This is a genomic window from Solibacillus sp. GQ1 (assembly GCF_059758555.1).
This window is the reverse complement of sequence record NZ_JCAXEX010000001.1, coordinates 1822227-1838965: the sequence shown is the minus strand read 5'-3', so window position 1 is coordinate 1838965 and position 16739 is coordinate 1822227. Positions and strand designations below refer to the sequence as shown.

At 33.4% G+C, this 16739-nt stretch carries 18 protein-coding genes; 16 read left to right on the top strand and 2 right to left on the bottom strand.

Going from position 1 to position 16739, the window contains the following annotated elements; all coding sequences use genetic code 11:
- Nucleotides 1–73: 73 nt before the first annotated feature.
- The 6 genes from AC6CH1_RS09390 (at nt 74) to AC6CH1_RS09365 (ending at nt 5376) form a co-directional block, all read left to right on the top strand.
- A complete protein-coding gene (locus AC6CH1_RS09390) occupies nt 74–280 on the top strand; it encodes a hypothetical protein (protein WP_498317267.1) in 207 nt (68 codons plus the stop codon).
- Between the two features lie 347 nt (nt 281–627).
- Nucleotides 628–1152, top strand: a complete 525-nt coding sequence (locus AC6CH1_RS09385; protein ID WP_498317266.1) for a GNAT family N-acetyltransferase — start codon at nt 628–630, stop codon at nt 1150–1152.
- 987 nt (nt 1153–2139) lie between these two features.
- Nucleotides 2140–2961, top strand: a complete 822-nt coding sequence (locus tag AC6CH1_RS09380; RefSeq protein WP_498317265.1) for an MBL fold metallo-hydrolase — start codon at nt 2140–2142, stop codon at nt 2959–2961.
- Between the two features lie 171 nt (nt 2962–3132).
- The gene (locus AC6CH1_RS09375; RefSeq protein WP_251687185.1) at nt 3133–3306 is read left to right on the top strand and encodes a Fe3+ hydroxamate ABC transporter substrate-binding protein; all 174 of its coding nucleotides are present in this window, start codon (nt 3133–3135) and stop codon (nt 3304–3306) included.
- 321 nt (nt 3307–3627) lie between these two features.
- The gene (locus AC6CH1_RS09370) at nt 3628–4464 is read left to right on the top strand and encodes a hypothetical protein (RefSeq protein WP_251687187.1); all 837 of its coding nucleotides are present in this window, start codon (nt 3628–3630) and stop codon (nt 4462–4464) included.
- A 225-nt stretch (nt 4465–4689) separates the two neighbouring features.
- The gene (locus AC6CH1_RS09365) at nt 4690–5376 is read left to right on the top strand and encodes an alpha/beta fold hydrolase (protein ID WP_427709253.1); all 687 of its coding nucleotides are present in this window, start codon (nt 4690–4692) and stop codon (nt 5374–5376) included.
- Between the two features lie 123 nt (nt 5377–5499).
- On the opposite strand, the gene AC6CH1_RS09360 is transcribed toward AC6CH1_RS09365, so the two are convergent.
- Nucleotides 5500–5688, bottom strand: coding sequence for a hypothetical protein (locus AC6CH1_RS09360; protein WP_427709255.1), 189 nt, complete (start codon nt 5686–5688; stop codon nt 5500–5502).
- Between the two features lie 381 nt (nt 5689–6069).
- On the opposite strand from AC6CH1_RS09360, the gene AC6CH1_RS09355 reads away from it, so the two are divergent.
- From AC6CH1_RS09355 to AC6CH1_RS09310, 10 genes are all read left to right on the top strand, one after another.
- Nucleotides 6070–6468, top strand: coding sequence for a MarR family winged helix-turn-helix transcriptional regulator (locus AC6CH1_RS09355; RefSeq protein ID WP_498317262.1), 399 nt, complete (start codon nt 6070–6072; stop codon nt 6466–6468).
- Entirely contained in the window at nt 6469–6810 is a 342-nt protein-coding gene (locus AC6CH1_RS09350; protein WP_498317261.1) for a DUF3147 family protein, read from the top strand.
- Between the two features lie 180 nt (nt 6811–6990).
- The gene (locus tag AC6CH1_RS09345) at nt 6991–7866 is read left to right on the top strand and encodes a hypothetical protein (protein ID WP_498317260.1); all 876 of its coding nucleotides are present in this window, start codon (nt 6991–6993) and stop codon (nt 7864–7866) included.
- A gap of 310 nt (nt 7867–8176) precedes the next feature.
- The gene (locus AC6CH1_RS09340; RefSeq protein ID WP_498317258.1) at nt 8177–8494 is read left to right on the top strand and encodes a PadR family transcriptional regulator; all 318 of its coding nucleotides are present in this window, start codon (nt 8177–8179) and stop codon (nt 8492–8494) included.
- Entirely contained in the window at nt 8481–9047 is a 567-nt protein-coding gene (locus AC6CH1_RS09335) for a DUF2812 domain-containing protein (RefSeq protein WP_498317256.1), read from the top strand. The genes AC6CH1_RS09340 and AC6CH1_RS09335 overlap by 14 nt, the downstream gene beginning before the upstream one ends.
- 471 nt (nt 9048–9518) lie before the next feature.
- Nucleotides 9519–10580: an S-layer homology domain-containing protein gene (locus tag AC6CH1_RS09330; protein ID WP_498317254.1), complete on the top strand. Its 1062-nt coding sequence runs from the start codon at nt 9519–9521 to the stop codon at nt 10578–10580.
- 271 nt (nt 10581–10851) lie between these two features.
- A complete protein-coding gene (locus tag AC6CH1_RS09325; RefSeq protein WP_340735045.1) occupies nt 10852–11241 on the top strand; it encodes a hypothetical protein in 390 nt (129 codons plus the stop codon).
- 535 nt (nt 11242–11776) lie between these two features.
- Nucleotides 11777–13696: a threonine--tRNA ligase gene (gene thrS / locus AC6CH1_RS09320; protein WP_498317252.1), complete on the top strand. Its 1920-nt coding sequence runs from the start codon at nt 11777–11779 to the stop codon at nt 13694–13696.
- Between the two features lie 437 nt (nt 13697–14133).
- Nucleotides 14134–14631, top strand: coding sequence for an RNA polymerase sigma factor (locus AC6CH1_RS09315; RefSeq protein WP_498317250.1), 498 nt, complete (start codon nt 14134–14136; stop codon nt 14629–14631).
- Nucleotides 14618–15736 (top strand): hypothetical protein, encoded by a 1119-nt coding sequence (locus AC6CH1_RS09310; RefSeq protein ID WP_498317248.1) that lies wholly within the window; start codon nt 14618–14620, stop codon nt 15734–15736. The genes AC6CH1_RS09315 and AC6CH1_RS09310 overlap by 14 nt, the downstream gene beginning before the upstream one ends.
- A gap of 430 nt (nt 15737–16166) precedes the next feature.
- On the opposite strand, the gene AC6CH1_RS09305 is transcribed toward AC6CH1_RS09310, so the two are convergent.
- Nucleotides 16167–16655, bottom strand: a complete 489-nt coding sequence (locus AC6CH1_RS09305; RefSeq protein ID WP_498317247.1) for a hypothetical protein — start codon at nt 16653–16655, stop codon at nt 16167–16169.
- Between the last annotated feature and the right edge of the window lie 84 nt (nt 16656–16739).

Below are 16739 nucleotides of genomic sequence, written 5' to 3'. Positions count from 1 at the left end.
ATTCATGTAGAATAGTATTGTAAAGAAGTACACTTAAACTGACAAAATTGTACAGAAGAAGGATAGGTAAATATTGAACTGGATTAAATTTTCACTATATTTTATAGCTGCATTACTTTTCCTCATAGTTTTATTAACAAACATTCGGCTAGGTAATGATGGCCCAAAGCCAAAAACCCCACAAGAAGCAGTTAAACTGAATAATCCTCCTCCAAGGGAAGTTCCTTTGTATGATGTTGATGGAGAGACTATTATCGGTAAGTATTGGATAGGTAAATAGTTGATGTTCTATTAATGAATAACTTAGGGTAAAGGGAATCTGTTATTCAAATAACGAAGGCTTTAGTATAATAACGTCTTCCTCAAACGGGCGCAATTCTTTAATAAGAAGATCGCGTTTTTCCGTTAAAGGGCCATTTTGTGGAATAAGTGTGGTCTTTATTTTTGTTAAAATTTACAAGATATTTATGGAATGATAAACTTAGTTGACCCTTAATAAAGGAGTGCAAAGTTTGGTGTCTCTTTTTTTAGGAGTATATAAATGGGGGGGAGTTGCCATTAAGATATCCTATTTTTATTTTGTTTTAGCCAATTAAATGGCTCACAAATTAGATAGGAGGGTTAATATTGCTAGAACTAGGCTTAAATACTGATAGATTAAAGATTATTCCCCTGAAAGCAGAAAACTTGGCATTATTAATTAAAGATCAAAAACAATTGGAATCAAATTTATCATTAAATGAATCGAATAGTATTCTTAATCAAGAACTTAAGCAAGCCATGGAAGTTAGACTATCAAAGGTTTTGGCTGATGAGAAAAATTATTTTTGGTGTACCAATTGGATCATTGTATCGAAAGATATAAACGAAATTGTCGGAGGAATAATGATAAAAGGAACTCCCAATGATAATGGAGAAGTAGTGATTGGATATTACACTATCTATGAACATCAAGGTAATGGTTTTATGACTGAAGCTGTTACTAATTTAAAAAATTGGTTGTTAAATCAGGCAGATGTTATTTATGTTATTGCTGATACGGAAAAAGATAATATTGCATCGCATAGAGTATTAGAAAAAAACGGTGCCGAAATGTATAAAGAAACTGAAGAATTGTTCTTCTGGAGATTTTCTAAAAGTAAATCCTGGTAGTTTTTAATTGTAATTAAATGTTATTCAATTAAAGGGCGCGATTCTTCAATAAGAAGATCGCGTTTTTCCGTTATAGGGCCATATTGTGGAGACAACATTTTTTCTTGGGGAGTGTTAGGTATGATGCAGATTTATAACGATAAAAGAATTGCTATACAGGTTTTTATGCAAATTAAAGATCATGCTCAGCAAGTATAAAAGATGCTTTAGAAACGTTTCATTGACTTGCATAAAATCTCGTATAAACAATGTTCAAATAAAAAATCGGTAAACGCTGCTACTACAACGATTACCGATTTTTCTGTTAACGTCAACGGGAACATTATTTAACTATGAGATGTATAAGCTATTCGCAAAATTATAGCATTACATCTATTTAAACTAAGTCTCTTTCTGGTATTTTTTATTTTGAATAGCATAGAAAGCCCAAATCATAACTAAGGTACTAGCAGGTCCAATTCCTTCAGGGAAATTTACGTTAAATATAAACTCAACTATGTTTTTTGTAATTATAGATATTAATATTATAAGGGTCATTAATAGCAACCCGTGTAATATTAATTTGGAAAAACGTATTTGAGAGATTTTGGGGAATTTTATTATTTCCACCTCTATTCGTTTTAAAATTGGGACAATTTAATTATGCCCTTTCTGTTAAATAGACATCAAGAGTAAATATCCAATTCAAAATGAATGGAGGTATAGTCCCAAAAGTGACATTTGGTAACTTTAATAATATTGTTCTTAAAATCGTATTTGGAAACATCTTTTTGCTTTAACATTGTATATGTGTAAATCTGATACCACCCTTATGCAACAGATCGGGTGCTTTTTTTAAATAAGAAAAGTGCTTAAACGACAGTGGGATTGTTAAGTAAGGAAGATTCAGTCTATATACCGATAGAAACTTTTGGTTTCCGAATATAAAATATATAAATGGTAAACCAAAAAGAGGTAAAAATACAAAATTAAGGGGATGAGATTGAAATGAATTATTATATTTGTGAAACGTGTGGAATTCAATATGAAAAATCTAATGTTGAACCTAGTGAATGTAAAATTTGCACTGAAGAGAGACAATACGTTAGTGTAAATGGGCAAAGATGGACAAGTTTAGATCAATTAGTCACGTCTAGGAAGTTTAAAAATAAGATTACTTTTGAAGAAGATGGATTACATAGTATTAAAACTGTTCCTGCATTCGGTATTGGACAGACTGCTTACTTAGTTCAGAATAGACATTTTAACTTGTTATGGGATTGTATTACATATATTGATATTGAAACTATTACCAAAATTAATGAATTGGGTGGAATTAATGCAATTGCATTATCTCATCCTCATTATTATTCAAGCCAAGTAGAGTGGGCAGAAGCATTTGATGCACCAATCTACATTCATGAAGATGATAAAGAGTGGGTAACTAGACCAAGTGAGCATATTATTTTTTGGTCAGGTGAAGAATTGATCTTACAAGAAGGTATAGTTTTACATCGTGTAGGAGGTCATTTTAAAGGAGCAACAGTTTTAGAATGGAAAAACAATAAAAAAGAGGGTCTATTATTTGTTGGAGATATCATTCGTGTGGTCGCAGATCGTAGATGGGTAACTTTTATGTATAGCTATCCAAACTTTATCCCATTGCCAACTAATATTGTGAAACGAATTGTAATTCAAATTGATACATTTAATTTCGAAAGGTTATACGACGCATTCAATCGAGTAATTCAAAAGGATGCTAAAGAACGAGTTCAAAATTCAGCAAAACGATACATTGCAGCGTTAGAAAATAACCTTTTTGAAACATAAATAATTATATATTGCAATATTGTAGAAGCTGTTTGTTATTCCACAATCGGGCGCGATTCTTCAATAAGAAGATCGCGTTTTTCCGTTATAGGGCCATTTAATGGAATACGAAACTTTTCTTTAGAGTTAAACGTAATAAAGATTAACATAATTGAGAGGCGGAGATATACATTGTTTGAAATTGTGCCTAAATGTACTAAATGCGATAAAGAAATTAAAGGAAACGATGTAGTTTTTGTAAAAATGCGTTATCCAGAACGAAAAGGTATGACTGAAATTAAAGCCTATATACAAAATGAAGGAAGACTAATTTGTGAGGATTGCTATAATAAAAAAACTAATTAAATGTTAAAGAATTATGGCGCACTTTCCTTGTGTAAGGAAAGCGCGCAGTCTATTAAATATTTATTCATAAAGTGTCTTGTTCTACAATTGTGCGCGATTCTTCAATAAGAAGATCGTGTTTTTCCGTTATAGGACCAGATTCTGTCACAAGGAACAGCCCTTTATTCACTTAAAGAGTCCCAATGTGTGTAATGTAAATATCTAAATCCCTTAATAATTTTCTAACTAAATATGGACAAAATAAAGTTTTTAATGTTTAATAAACCCAAAAAAATACAAGCCTTTTGGGATTTCAATAGGTTTTAGAATAGAGGGGAAATCATGGATAAATTTAAAAAATACTTCGGTCAATTGAATATGACTTGGTCGAGAGTATTTCTTTTAGCTGTTATTACAGCGGTATATACTGCACTTATCAATCAGGTGTCATTTTTAAAAGATACCTCATTTCAAGATATCGCTATTTATGTTGACTGGTGGATTCTTTTTGCTGTATTCATTATTGTAAACTGCGAAAAGTGGTGGGAAGCAGCACTTAAATGCTTTGTATTCTTCCTTGTTAGCCAGCCCTTAATTTATTTAATTGAGGTGCCGTTTTACGGGCAAGGGTGGGAGATATTCCGCTACTATGATTACTGGTTTAAAATCACACTTCTGACCTTACCAGGTGCTGTGATAGCATTCCAACTTAAAAAGAAAAACTGGCTTAGCGTTCTAGTTTTATCCGTGGCAACAGGTTATCTTGCTTACGCTAGCGTCGATTATTACAGAGCTGCAATGACAAATTTTCCGAATCATCTCCTCAGCGCTATATTTGCCCTTGGCTTAGCGATTTTCTTTATTTTTGTTTTACTAGATAATAAAAAGCATCGCATTGCGGCTCTTTCGGTCTTAGCTGCGTTACTAATTGTTTTTGGTCTCTTTACTGGACCAGATAAGACGGAGGAAATATTTCTTGAGGAGGGAAGTTGGACTTACTCGATGGAGGATGAGTCCGTTGTCATGATAGAGATGACAGATGACAACCATGCCACTTTGACAGCAAAACAGGATGGTAATACTTTCATCCACTTTGAAAATACTGACGGTACCGAAATTAACTATTATGTTACTGTAAGCGGTGGTGGTATTTGGATTAATCTACTTGACGAAGACTAACTGTTCTACCTAGCGTAATTTAAATATACTTTGGATTTATGTATGCTAAATGTAATTTTTTTATATCCTAAGGCGATGTTCAACTATCGGGCGCGATTCTTTAATAAGGATCGCGTCACTTTTCATTAAAGGGCCAGATTGTTGAACATGAGAAGGAAATATCTAAATAGAGATCGAAATTTATACAAATGGATAATAACACTACCCTATGGGAGATGATTCGAAATGGAAATACAGGAGAAACAAATTAAGTTGAATGGACACACTTTTATGTACCGTGAAATTGGAGAAGCTTCTGCACCACCAATTGTAGCACTTCATGCGCTAGGGAAAACTTCGGAATCATGGGATCAAGTTTTCACTGTTTTAGGTGAAAAATATAGAGTTTTAGCTTTAGATCAAAGAGGTCATGGAGGAAGTAGAGAAGCTAATACATATAGTTTTGAATTGATGTGTGATGATTTACTTTATTTTGTCGATGCATTGAATTTGGGACGGTTTACGCTAATTGGTCATTCTATGGGGGGGACTGTATCCTATCTTTTCGCCGAATCATACCCTTCTAGGATAGAACGACTGGTTGTTGAAGACACACCACCTCCTTATCAGAAGAAGCACATTGAAATACCTTTTAGACCTTCTGAACCTTTACCTTTTGATTGGCAGGTTGTGCCTTCGATTCTTCAGCAACTTAATGAACCTAATCCTGAGTGGTGGAGTCGTCTTAAAGATATTACCGTGCCGACTCTTATCTTAAGTGGTGACTCCAGTCATATTCCGCAATACAAATTACATGAAGTATCTGAACTTATCCCGAATTGTAAATTGCTAACAATAGAGAATGCTGGGCATCATGTACATGATGATAATTTAACAGCATTTTTATCCGCGGTAAAATGTTTTCTTAACTAATGATTTTTCATATGATTAATCTGTAATTTTTGTTCAACAATCGGGCGCTTTCCTGGAAAAAAGGAAGACCCTAAAGTGATTTTATAAGGAATTCCAAGAGCAATAAGAACAAAAAACCACTGATCATTCTTCAGTGGCTTCTTCCTGTTTCTTTGATTCAAGAATTTTACGGTTTTGCTCTATTACTTCTTTATTTTCCTCTATTGTAAGCTTGATGTTTTCAAGCATTTCTTTATCTTCATTACTACTAATTTCAGAATTATTCTTTAGGTGTTCATCTAAATGGGATGATTTCTTATCTTTAATAATCACTAAATTCACCTCTCAGAATGACTATATTTTTAGTATAAATGATTGAAAGCAACTTTTATATTAAATTTATGTATCATTTTCAGAGTTTTGATTATTCTAGTTGTTTACTGGGTAAGGGCTTGCTGTTTTCGGTGAACGAAATAGCTTCTTTTCCATGTTTAAATCTCTTTTCAACTTTTCATCTTGAAAACAAGGCGCGATTCTTCAATAAGAAAATCGCGTTTTTCCGTTAAAGGGCCATTTAATGAAGTAAGGGACCATTTATGGAATTAAGCTTTAATTAATAATATTGGTCATTAGGGAAAGGCAATTTTATTGTTGTAAATATATCGTATATTACGATATAATCGTTTTGATCGATTTAAAATTGAGGTGATTATAGTGATTCAAGATATAAACAAATACTTTACTGACATTTATTTCAATTTACATCCCGTACAAGAAGAAGTGATTTCGCATCAAAGTGTCCGCATTTTACAAATGGTTCAGAAACAGCAATATGTCGTGATTCGTGACATTGCTGAGCAATTATCAATTTCACACAATACAGCATCAGAACATGTGAAAAAATTAGTGAGTAATGGGTGGTTGTATAAAGAGAGGTCGAATGAAGATCAACGAAAGGTGTATTTACATTTAACAGAATTAGGTTCAGAAATATTAAAAAAGAATACAGAATTAGATGAAAATAAATTGCAAGTCGCACTTAGCCGATTATCGTCTAATGAAAGAGAAAAGATTGTTGAAGCATTTCGACTTTTAAGTGAGGTATCAAAATAAATGTATTTGCTAATAAAAATTATAAGTTCGGCTGCCATTATTGGTATCGTAACGGAATTGGCAAGACGATATCCTGTTTATGGTGGCATTATAGCTGCCCTACCTTTAATTAGCATATTAAGTATCATTTGGTTAACGGTTCAAGGGGAAACTACTCAAAACATCAACAAATTTACACTGGGCGTTCTAGCAGGATTTCCAGCAACAATGGTAATGTTATTTGTGATTTATTTCGCTTTGAAACAATCTGTTCATTTAACGCTAGCAATTTCACTAGGAGTAGTTGCTTGGGGAATATTTTTAGTAGCTCAAAAATATATAATGGCAGCATTTATTTCGTAAAAAATTCTATACTGGGAAGGCCATTGTTATTCAACAATCGAGCGCGATTCTTCAATAAGTAGAACGCGTTTTTTCCGTTATAAGGCCAGATTGTGGAATAACATTTTTTTAAAAGGGTATTTTATGGTAAAATCTGTTATGTAATTAAACTGCAGTTAAATATAACTTGGAGAATAGATAATGAAAATAAAACCAACAAAAAAAGTCTTATTGTCATGGATTGATATTTATGTCCCAGAAAAAGACTTGTTTTTTCTATCTAAAGAACATCTTAATAATGAAGTTGACTTTAAAGATGTATTATTAATGCCAATAGACGAGTTTTATAATCACAGTATGTATGGACAATTAAATTTTGTAAATAGTTATGAATACTGGAATATAAAAAATGCACAATACGTAATCATTGCTGAAAAAGAATGGATTGAAAGCATATCTGAAGAGGTCAAACAATTTATTTTAAATTCACAAGTGCAAAGTGAAAGAGGGCTAGTATTACCTGCCTCATTTATACAAGATATAGAAAAAATCCCTTCAAATTATGTAGTGAATGGTCACGTAGTCATTCAGCGTTCCATGTGGGAAAAGCTTGATGAGTCGTCTAAAGAACAGTTACTAACAACAATGGTTTATGAATGGTGGGATAAGGGAGAATGTAACGAAGCGCCTATGTCCTTACCCAATTTTCTAAAACCTTTTGCCAATACTTTTGGTCATTACCAAGGTGCAAATTGTTTAGCATCAGTTTTATTTGCTATTTCAAAAGGGAAACAAGAATGGTTTATTTATGAGTGGATACATCAAAAAACATTTCTAGAAAAGTTAAAACAGTATAATTATAAGGAGTTCCTAGGTGAAGTACTACACGTAGGGGACATCGTAGTTTGGAAAGATAAAGATGAAATCATTCAACATGCTGCTTATTATATTGGGGATGGGTTATATTTTAATAAACATGGGCAAACGATGTTTAATCCTTGGAAAATACTTTCGCAAGAGGAACTCTATAAAGAGTGGCAACATCTTACACCTGTAAAATATAGACAATGCAATTAAAGTCATGGAAATAAATTGATATTAGTGCTTAATTAAGGCTGCTAATAGAAACCAATTGTTATTCCACAATCGGGCGCGATTCTTCAATAAGAAGATCGCGTTTTTCCGTTAAAGGGCCATTTAATTCAAAAAGATTAAACAGAAGTCGCTATCCATATTAAAAGGAAAGCGGTTTTTTTATTGTGTTCTGTTAACGCTTATACTAATAATCTTTTTACGAATTATGGAAATAAGTTGACTATACAGTTGAACTGTATTATGTTATTACTAAGTATAACTGAATAGTTGAACTGAATATGGGGTGAAAAATATGAAACATAAATTATTGCCATTGTCTGAAACGATGCATTACATCTTATTAGCGCTACGTGAGCCACTTCACGGTTATGCCGCAATGCAGAAAATCGAACAGATGAGTAATGGCACAGTAATTTTAGCAGCAGGTACATTATACGGTGCGATTGAAAACTTGAATAAGCATGGTTGGATTGAAGCAGTTGGGGAAGATGGCCGTAGAAAAGTGTTTAGGATTACTGCCGAAGGATTTGCAATTTTGGAAATGGAAAAAAACAGATTGGACCATATTCTATCCCTTTATGAAGGAAGTGATTTGAATGATAAAAATTAAGAGCTTTTTTGATATTGATAAAGAAGAGAAATGGCTGAATAAGCAATTACAAAATGGCTTTCGATGTAAAAATATTAGTGGATTAGGCATATATACATTCGAAAAGACTGATAAGCGATATGTGATGCGACTGGATTATCAAGAGTATTTACCAAAGGAAAAGTTTGAAGACTACAAAGGGATGTATGAGGATTTTGGATGGAACTGTATAAAGGGTTCCCAGCGTGGATTACAGTATTGGCAAAAAGAAGCTGATGCTGTAAATGAACTCTATTCAGATCGCCAATCCAAGAGTAATTATTATAAAAGAGTGATGAATTATACATCTGGTTTAACTGTAGTATCATTTTTTATTTCTTATATGATTTACAAAGATTCGGGCTTATATTTAACGGAAGGTCTTTGGAGTATGGAAGGGGCATTATTTTGGAAAGCTTTTTTATTTGAAACGCCATTTGCCCTTTTAAGGTCGTGTCCCGCTCTCATAACAATTTTCTTAGGTAGCAGTTTTTATAAAGCTTATCGAATACATTCCATATTAAAAGAGCAATAATACGAAAAGGTCATAATGTCTTAAATAACATGTTGAGCAAAAGTCTATCTTACTTTTATTCTCGTGTCTTCCACAATCGGGCGCGATTCTTCAGTAAGAGGATCGCGTTTTTCCGGTATAGGGCCATATTGTTGAAGAACAGTCATTTTTGTTACCAAGCAGTGCTTTAAAGATGTAAAGGAGTTCCCCAAGTAAACGGTTTGTACAATTCATAGTGACCCTCATTGTTATGATAATTGAGTTAAGGCCGTTGTTAATTTGGAGCATATTAGTGATTAATCTTCTTCTCCCTCCATAGTTTTAAAAGACTTGCTAAAAAAATTAGAATAAATTTGAAACTAATTTTCATTTTTTCCGTCTGTACAGCGTTGTACAGCAGGATAGGTATGTGTAGGTATGTCAATCATAAGACGATGTACAGAAATATAAACAAACTTAAAATGGAATAAGTGTTATAGGAGATGAAGGAAAATGAAGAAGACATTAATTACAGCAGGGTTAGCAACAGGTTTATTTTTCACAAGTATGATGGGTACAGGTGCAGATGCAAGCGCTAGTTCAGTGCATTACCAAGATGTAAAGACATCAGACAACTTCTATTCAGCAGTAGAAAGCTTAATAGATCAAAAAGCTATTAGTAGAACTAATGACAAATTTAGACCATACGAGAACGTAACACGAGGTCAAGCTTCTAGTATAATTGCAAAAGTTTTAGAACTTGATATAGAAAATGTTAAAAATCCTAAATTTAAGGACGTTCCAAAGGATCACCAATTCTATAAATATATTGCCGCTTTAGAGAATGCAGGACTTGTTAAAGGAAAGGGTACCGGTGTATTCGGCATCAACGACCTTTTAACTCGTGGGCAAATGTCTTCAATTTTAGTAAAAGGATTTGAAATTCCATTAATCGGTATTCAAGATGTAGGATTCAAATTCTTTAGTGATACTACGTTTTATACTGGTGGTGGCGATAATAGTGCCGTTGAGAGTGGTGATGTTTGGCTTAGATTTGGTGGTCAGTTCAGTCAAGCGATTGAAACGATGAATTATTATGGATTTGTTTCTGGATATAAAGCAGGATATAAAGATGAACACCATGATTTTGAGGTAGTAAATTTTAAACAAGGAGAAGCCCTTAAGCGTTCTCAGTTAGCATTGATGATTAACAGTATGCAAAAAGGAACTCAATATGATTATTTATACTTCAAAGACTTTGGCATAACTCATAGAACTGTCTCTAAAGGAGCATCATTTGGAGGATGGAAAGATGATAAGGCTGTAATTGATGACTCTTCAATTATCTCTATTAAGGAAATTTCTAACTATGAAACACAAGGATTACTTCATGGATGGGCTAGTGCAGGAACAGTAAACAATGAATATGCTATTCTTGAGCCTAAAAAAGTTGGTAAGACTTTTGCAAGATTTGATAATGGTGGAACTGGTAAGGAAAAAGTTCTTGAAATTACTGTTACAGGAACAAAGGGTAATTTTGAAGTTTCTTATAAAGATGTAACATCAGAAAAATAAGAAACAATAAAAATGGGATGCTTGACATCCCATTTTTGTTGCTTGAATTTATAAGCTTGACTCGAAAGATTTTTTTATCAGTATAAATTAAGTTATTTAACAATCGGGCGCGATTCTTTAATAAGGATTGCGTCACTTTTCATTAAAGGGTCATATTGTTTAATAACAATCTGTTAAAGGGATGTTACCAAAAGACGCTTTTGGAACTATCACTTACTATTTAACGTCTTCTAAAATATGGAATGTGGAAATTTAGGAGGTTTAAGTAGTTATGAAAAAAATGATTTATGTAATTCTAATTTTTGCTGTTCTAGGCTTAGCTGTTACTGTATTGAAAAAAAATGGAGCTAGCCAAGACACGCTTTTAGCTAAGGAAATTGGCTCCCTTTTAGAAAATGGTGAAACACAAATTGATTTAAGTGAGCTTACCGATTTCGATTGGACTCAAGTCGCTACGTTTGGACCTTATACAACAAATGAAGTTATTGAAGAATCTATGGAAATTAAATTTAAAGGTAATAACGGGGGAATTGATATTTTAGAAGACCGTTTTTTATTAGTATTTGCTGATGAAAAATATGCCCTAAAAACAGTTATACTTTCAAGGAAATACGGTAACTACGATATAAAAGATAATAAATTTTTAATTGTTGAGCAGTAACTTTTCATTGTATATCAAATATGCAATTTACATTGCAATTGATCCCATATAAAAGTTTGGGGGCACCCATAACGATCTTCAACAATCGGGCGCTTTCCTTGAATAAGAAAAGAGCTTCTCTATATATTTAAGAAAAATTATGTAATGAAAAATCCAATAACAGTAACAAATATGGGGTATTTATCATGTTAATTATTGGAGACAGAGTATTGACATTAATTTGGTAATGTATTAAATTACATATTAATTTCAATTTTAAAAAGCAATGAAGAGGATATGAATCGTTTTAGTGAAGGTCAAAAGAGAGGGAAATCACCGGCTGAAAGTTTCCTGATTGGATAATTCGTTTTACTCCCTTGGAGCTGTGCTAGGAAACTAGTAACGTGTACAGGCGTTATCTGTATCAATGAGCTACTGTAAGTATTTCAGACAGTAGGAATTTGGGTGGAACCACGGGTATGCAAGCATATATTCGTCCCTTTGCGGATGAATATATGCTTTTTTAATTTACCAATTTATGAAAAGGAGAGGTAGTATGTCAAATCAAGAAGTAACAATTCAATTTCCAAATGGCGAGCAAAAACGCTTTGCCAAAGGTGTTACGCTAACCGAAATTGCCAAGTCAATTAGTCCGAGCTTAGCGAAAAAATCAATTGTGGGAAGTGTAAATACTACGACAACCGATTTGACACGACCAATTCACGTGGACGCTGAAATTTCGCTGTATGATGCTTCATCAAAGGAAGGCTTAGGGGTACTTCGTCACTCAACAGCACATTTGTTAGCCCAAGCTGTGAAACGTTTATATCCAGATGCAAAATTCGGCATTGGACCTGTTATTGAAAGTGGTTTTTATTATGATATCGAAATGAGTCATACACTCGTGCCGGAGGATTTACAAGCAATTGAGCGTGAGATGAAAAAAATTGTGAGTGAAAATCATTCAGTAATTCGTAGAGAAATATCGAGAGAAGAAGCAATGGTTATTTTTGCACGTGATCATCTAAAGTTGGAACTGCTTGAAGCGATTCCCGAAGATGAAGTGATCACAATTTATGAACAAGGAGAGTTTGTTGATTTATGTAGAGGGCCACACGTGCCATCGACAAATAGTTTGCAGCACTTTAAGTTGATGAATATTGCAGGTGCGTATTGGCGTGGCGATAGCAATAATCAAATGTTGCAACGCATTTATGGGGTAGCCTTTGCAACGAAAGAGAATATGGAGGATTATTTTGTATTCCTTGAAGAAGCTGATAAACGTAATCACCGTAAGCTTGGGAAAGAATTAGAATTATTTATGTTTTCAGAAGAGGCACCAGGGATGCCGTTTTATTTAGCGAATGGTCAAATTATTCGTAATGAACTAGAGAGTTTTTTACGCAATTTGCAAGCAACTTACGATTACAAAGAAGTACGTACACCATTAATGATGAATCAACGCCTTTGGGAACAATCAGGACACTGGCAGCACTATAAAGAAAATATGTACTTCACACAAGTGGATGAGCAAAAGTTCGCTTTAAAACCGATGAACTGTCCTGGACATATGCTGATTTATAAAAATGATTTACATTCATATCGAGATTTACCGATTCGTATGGCAGAGTTTGGTCAAGTGCATCGACATGAATTTAGTGGTGCATTAAATGGGCTCCTGCGCGTACGAACATTCTGTCAGGATGATGCACATATTTTCGTCACACCGAAACAAATAGAAGACGAAATTGCACTCGCATTACAGATTATTGATCACGTATATAAAGTATTCGATTTTGAATATGAAGTGGAGTTATCCACACGTCCTGAAGATTATATGGGAGAACTTGACTTATGGAATCAAGCTGAAAAAGCACTTGAAAATGTTTTAAACAGACTCGGCATTCCTTATAAAATTAATGAGGGAGACGGTGCATTTTACGGACCGAAGATCGATATTCATATTCGAGATGCCATAAAACGTAGCCATCAATGTGCAACGGTACAGTTAGATTTTCAACTACCAGAGAAGTTTGATTTAACATATGTGAATGAAGACAATGAGAAAGTGCGTCCAGTTGTCATTCATCGAGCTGTATTCGGTTCTATAGATCGCTTCTTAGGTATTTTAATCGAACATTTTGGCGGTGCATTCCCATTATGGATAGCACCACAACAAGTAAAGGTGATTGGCGTGTCTGACACTCATACTGCATATGTAGAAAAAGTTACAGCACATTTGCGTCAAGCAAATATTCGAGTATCTATTGATAAACGTAACGAAAAGCTAGGTCGAAAAATTCGAGATGCTCAATTGCAAAAAATACCGTATATCCTTGTATTAGGTGATCAAGAACAACAAAATGAAACTGTCACTGTAAGAGCGTATAAACAGGATGGATTGAATACAATATCTATTGATGCTTTTAATGAACAGATTCAAAAAGAACTACGTGATAAAAAATTACCTCTGTAAATTTTAATGTTTTAGAATAGTCCTTACTCACATAGAAATAAAAAGGCACGAACGTTGATTAAACAACCTTCGTGCCTTTTTGGTGTATTCCCAAATTTTTATTTGGATACGTTATTTAGGTTTATTTTGTATACTATTTAAATAATTAATGCACTTAAGCGCCGTTAGTTTACACTGTAACACTTAATTAAGTAATACCTTCTATAACTAATTATTCCTTAAATTAACATTCTGGAGTTGGGAAAATGCAGAGGTAACTGTTACATCATCTAAATGACTATAAGTCGCATCAAATACTGCTAAAACCGCACTCTTCTTTAAGTAACCCCTTAAAATGTAAATATTAAAAGGCTATTCTAAAAATATTTTCAGGGGATTGAACAATTTTTTAGGAAATAAGCGTCTAAGTAGTAGAATTGAAGCGAGGTGAGTTGTCGTTGGAACAAATTGTAGAACAATATGGTGAATATTTATATCAACTTAATTATTTGTATATGAAGGATTTTCAGCTTGCAGAGGAAGTTACACAGGACGTACTAATGAAGTATCAATTACATAAAGACGATTTTAGAAATGATGCTTCATTGAAAACATATTTAACTCGTATCGCTATTAATTGTTGTCATGATGAACTACGAAAACAAAAGAGAAAATCATTTATCTCAAAACTTTTACCACTAGGCAGAACTGAACCATCAGTTGAGCAAACGTATATATCAACCGAAGATTATACAACTATAAAGCAAATTGTCTTCGCATTACCACTTCATTATAGGGAAGTCACTATACTGTTTTATTATGAAGAATTTGATGTTTCTGAAATTGCAAGTTTATTAAATGTATCACAAAACACCGTTCGTACAAGGATTCGTCGAGCGAGAGAATTGTTGAAAACAAATCAGGAACTGGAGGCAATATTTTATGAAGGAATTTAAAGCCAAGCTAAAAGAGGAATTACGACAAGATGCCCCATTTACAAACGACATAAAGCAACGCATTTTGCAACCTAAACCAATAAAAAGAAAGAGTAACTGGCAGGTCGTCTCGGTATCTATTGTAGCTTGTTTATTTATTGGGTTAATGCTATTCGTTGAATTTTCTCAAAAGAATAACCTACAAACAGCTAGTCAGCAAAATGAGCTACTACCGATTGTTGATGATGTTTCCTCTTTAGACGTAATTGAACCGAAATATGCCCATCTACTTGGGGAACAATGGATGCTGCATTTTTTGCCAATGATTATCGATAAGGAAGCCACGATTACGTATGGAGATTATATTGCCTTTTATGGTACTGATGGGCTTGTAGTTTCAACTGTATTAGGATTAGGTGACGATAATGTAACAATGAATCAAGGGCAAATTTTAGTAGATAATACCGCATTAAAAGTTCATGGATTAAATGAGCAAATAAAAAATGAGGATATCAATGATCCATTTAATAATTCTTACTTATTTCATAATTGGGGAACAAAGCCAGAGCCATTCATTGACAAATCGATTTCTACTAAAGAAAAAGAATTTGTTGTTTATGACAATGAGGAAGGCCACACGATTATGAAAATTAATGAAGGGCAATTAGTAGGTAAGGTCGTAGGATTCCAAAATTTTGAGCTAACATTTGAATTGACTGAACAGGAGCAGCAAGTTTTTGTTGCCTTTAAAACGGATTATAATGTTGAAAAGTTAAAAAATATGACACCACAAGCGATTACTAAAATGTTTTTATTAAGCGATATTGAAAAAGATTATGAAACATATGAAGCATTGTTTACAACAAATATTAACGAAGAAACAGAAAGTGTTCGAAGATATTATGAGAAAACAAAAATCGTACGTCAGGAGTTGTTTACAGAGGAAATAAATCGCCTTATTATTGCAAACCTCTTTACGGGGTTAGAGAATGCAGAGTTTGAGCAACAAACAGATACAATCGGGGTTGTAAAATTTATTTCAATTGAAGGAACACAAACAGAGCTAGGTATGGAGAAAAATGCACAAGGAATTTGGCAGCCAGCCTTTAGTAGAGGAATCTATTAGCTTTTAAGAAAGGACATCAATTCACTCTTAAATGCTTGCATTGATGTCCTTCTGATTCTGTTTGGGCGCATCAAAAATCCTTTATGAAGTAAAAACCATCCCAAAGCGTCTCTTGGCAATTTTCATTTCCATGCTATTATAATTCAACCCCGTTCCCAAAATCGTATTTGGGAAGTCTTCTGTGCTTAATGTTGTAAAGCATCATATATATGAGTATACCTTATGCAACAATCTGGGCGCGATTCTTCAATAAGAAGAACGCGTTTTTCCGTTTTAGGATCAGTTCTTGAATAAAAATCTTACGCTGCACAACAACGTTTACCGATTTTTTTTGACCCTATACTTTGATTTAGGAACGTTATTAAGATCTTGTTTATATATATTATAATCTCTACAATTTAAAGATTGCTGAGAACAAAACAAATAATTTTTAACGAGTCTCCGTTGTTAATAATTCAAGTGTTTTCCATACAACAATTTTTTCAACTTCTTCTCCGTCACTATCAAATTTAATTTTTAATCTGCGTGCCTTATCTACTTTTACATCACCCAGCGAAAATTTTATAACAATTTTTCCTTCACCATTAATTTCTAAACCGTTTATGTTTTTTAATTCTCTTCCATACGATTCATCATATAAACCAGTTTTCATTGATGGTTCTGCTCCGAAAATCTCATACTTTATACCATCTTCTTCGTATGTAGTAAGCGAGTCGGGATAATCTTTAACGAATTCAATCGATTTTAGTGTTATCGGGGATTCACCTGTCCATTGAATTGGGGCTACCAAATAAAAAGTTTCTTTTTTCCAATCAGTACCGAATTGCCCTAATAAAAATTCACCGTCCACCTCCTTAACCTGTTTGATACACCCAACTAGTGAAGCTAAACAAATTAAACATAATAGTATTCTTTTCATAAAACACCTCTTCGAAATTTTACCATGAAACTGCTGGTTATTAGGTAATATTCGTTGATTACCAAAGCGTCCTTTTGTATCTTT

Excerpts from the sequence above, each read along its gene's own strand:
- AC6CH1_RS09380 (WP_498317265.1), top strand. The coding sequence starts at position 2,140 with ATGAATTATTATATTTGTGAAACGTGTGGAATTCAATATGAAAAATCT.
- AC6CH1_RS09370 (WP_251687187.1), top strand. The coding sequence starts at position 3,628 with ATGGATAAATTTAAAAAATACTTCGGTCAATTGAATATGACTTGGTCG.
- AC6CH1_RS09365 (WP_427709253.1), top strand. The coding sequence starts at position 4,690 with ATGGAAATACAGGAGAAACAAATTAAGTTGAATGGACACACTTTTATG.
- AC6CH1_RS09350 (WP_498317261.1), top strand. The coding sequence starts at position 6,469 with ATGTATTTGCTAATAAAAATTATAAGTTCGGCTGCCATTATTGGTATC.
- AC6CH1_RS09345 (WP_498317260.1), top strand. The coding sequence starts at position 6,991 with ATGAAAATAAAACCAACAAAAAAAGTCTTATTGTCATGGATTGATATT.
- AC6CH1_RS09340 (WP_498317258.1), top strand. The coding sequence starts at position 8,177 with ATGAAACATAAATTATTGCCATTGTCTGAAACGATGCATTACATCTTA.
- AC6CH1_RS09335 (WP_498317256.1), top strand. The coding sequence starts at position 8,481 with ATGATAAAAATTAAGAGCTTTTTTGATATTGATAAAGAAGAGAAATGG.
- AC6CH1_RS09330 (WP_498317254.1), top strand. The coding sequence starts at position 9,519 with ATGAAGAAGACATTAATTACAGCAGGGTTAGCAACAGGTTTATTTTTC.
- AC6CH1_RS09325 (WP_340735045.1), top strand. The coding sequence starts at position 10,852 with ATGAAAAAAATGATTTATGTAATTCTAATTTTTGCTGTTCTAGGCTTA.
- thrS (WP_498317252.1), top strand. The coding sequence starts at position 11,777 with ATGTCAAATCAAGAAGTAACAATTCAATTTCCAAATGGCGAGCAAAAA.
- AC6CH1_RS09310 (WP_498317248.1), top strand. The coding sequence starts at position 14,618 with ATGAAGGAATTTAAAGCCAAGCTAAAAGAGGAATTACGACAAGATGCC.
- AC6CH1_RS09305 (WP_498317247.1), bottom strand. The coding sequence starts at position 16,655 with ATGAAAAGAATACTATTATGTTTAATTTGTTTAGCTTCACTAGTTGGG.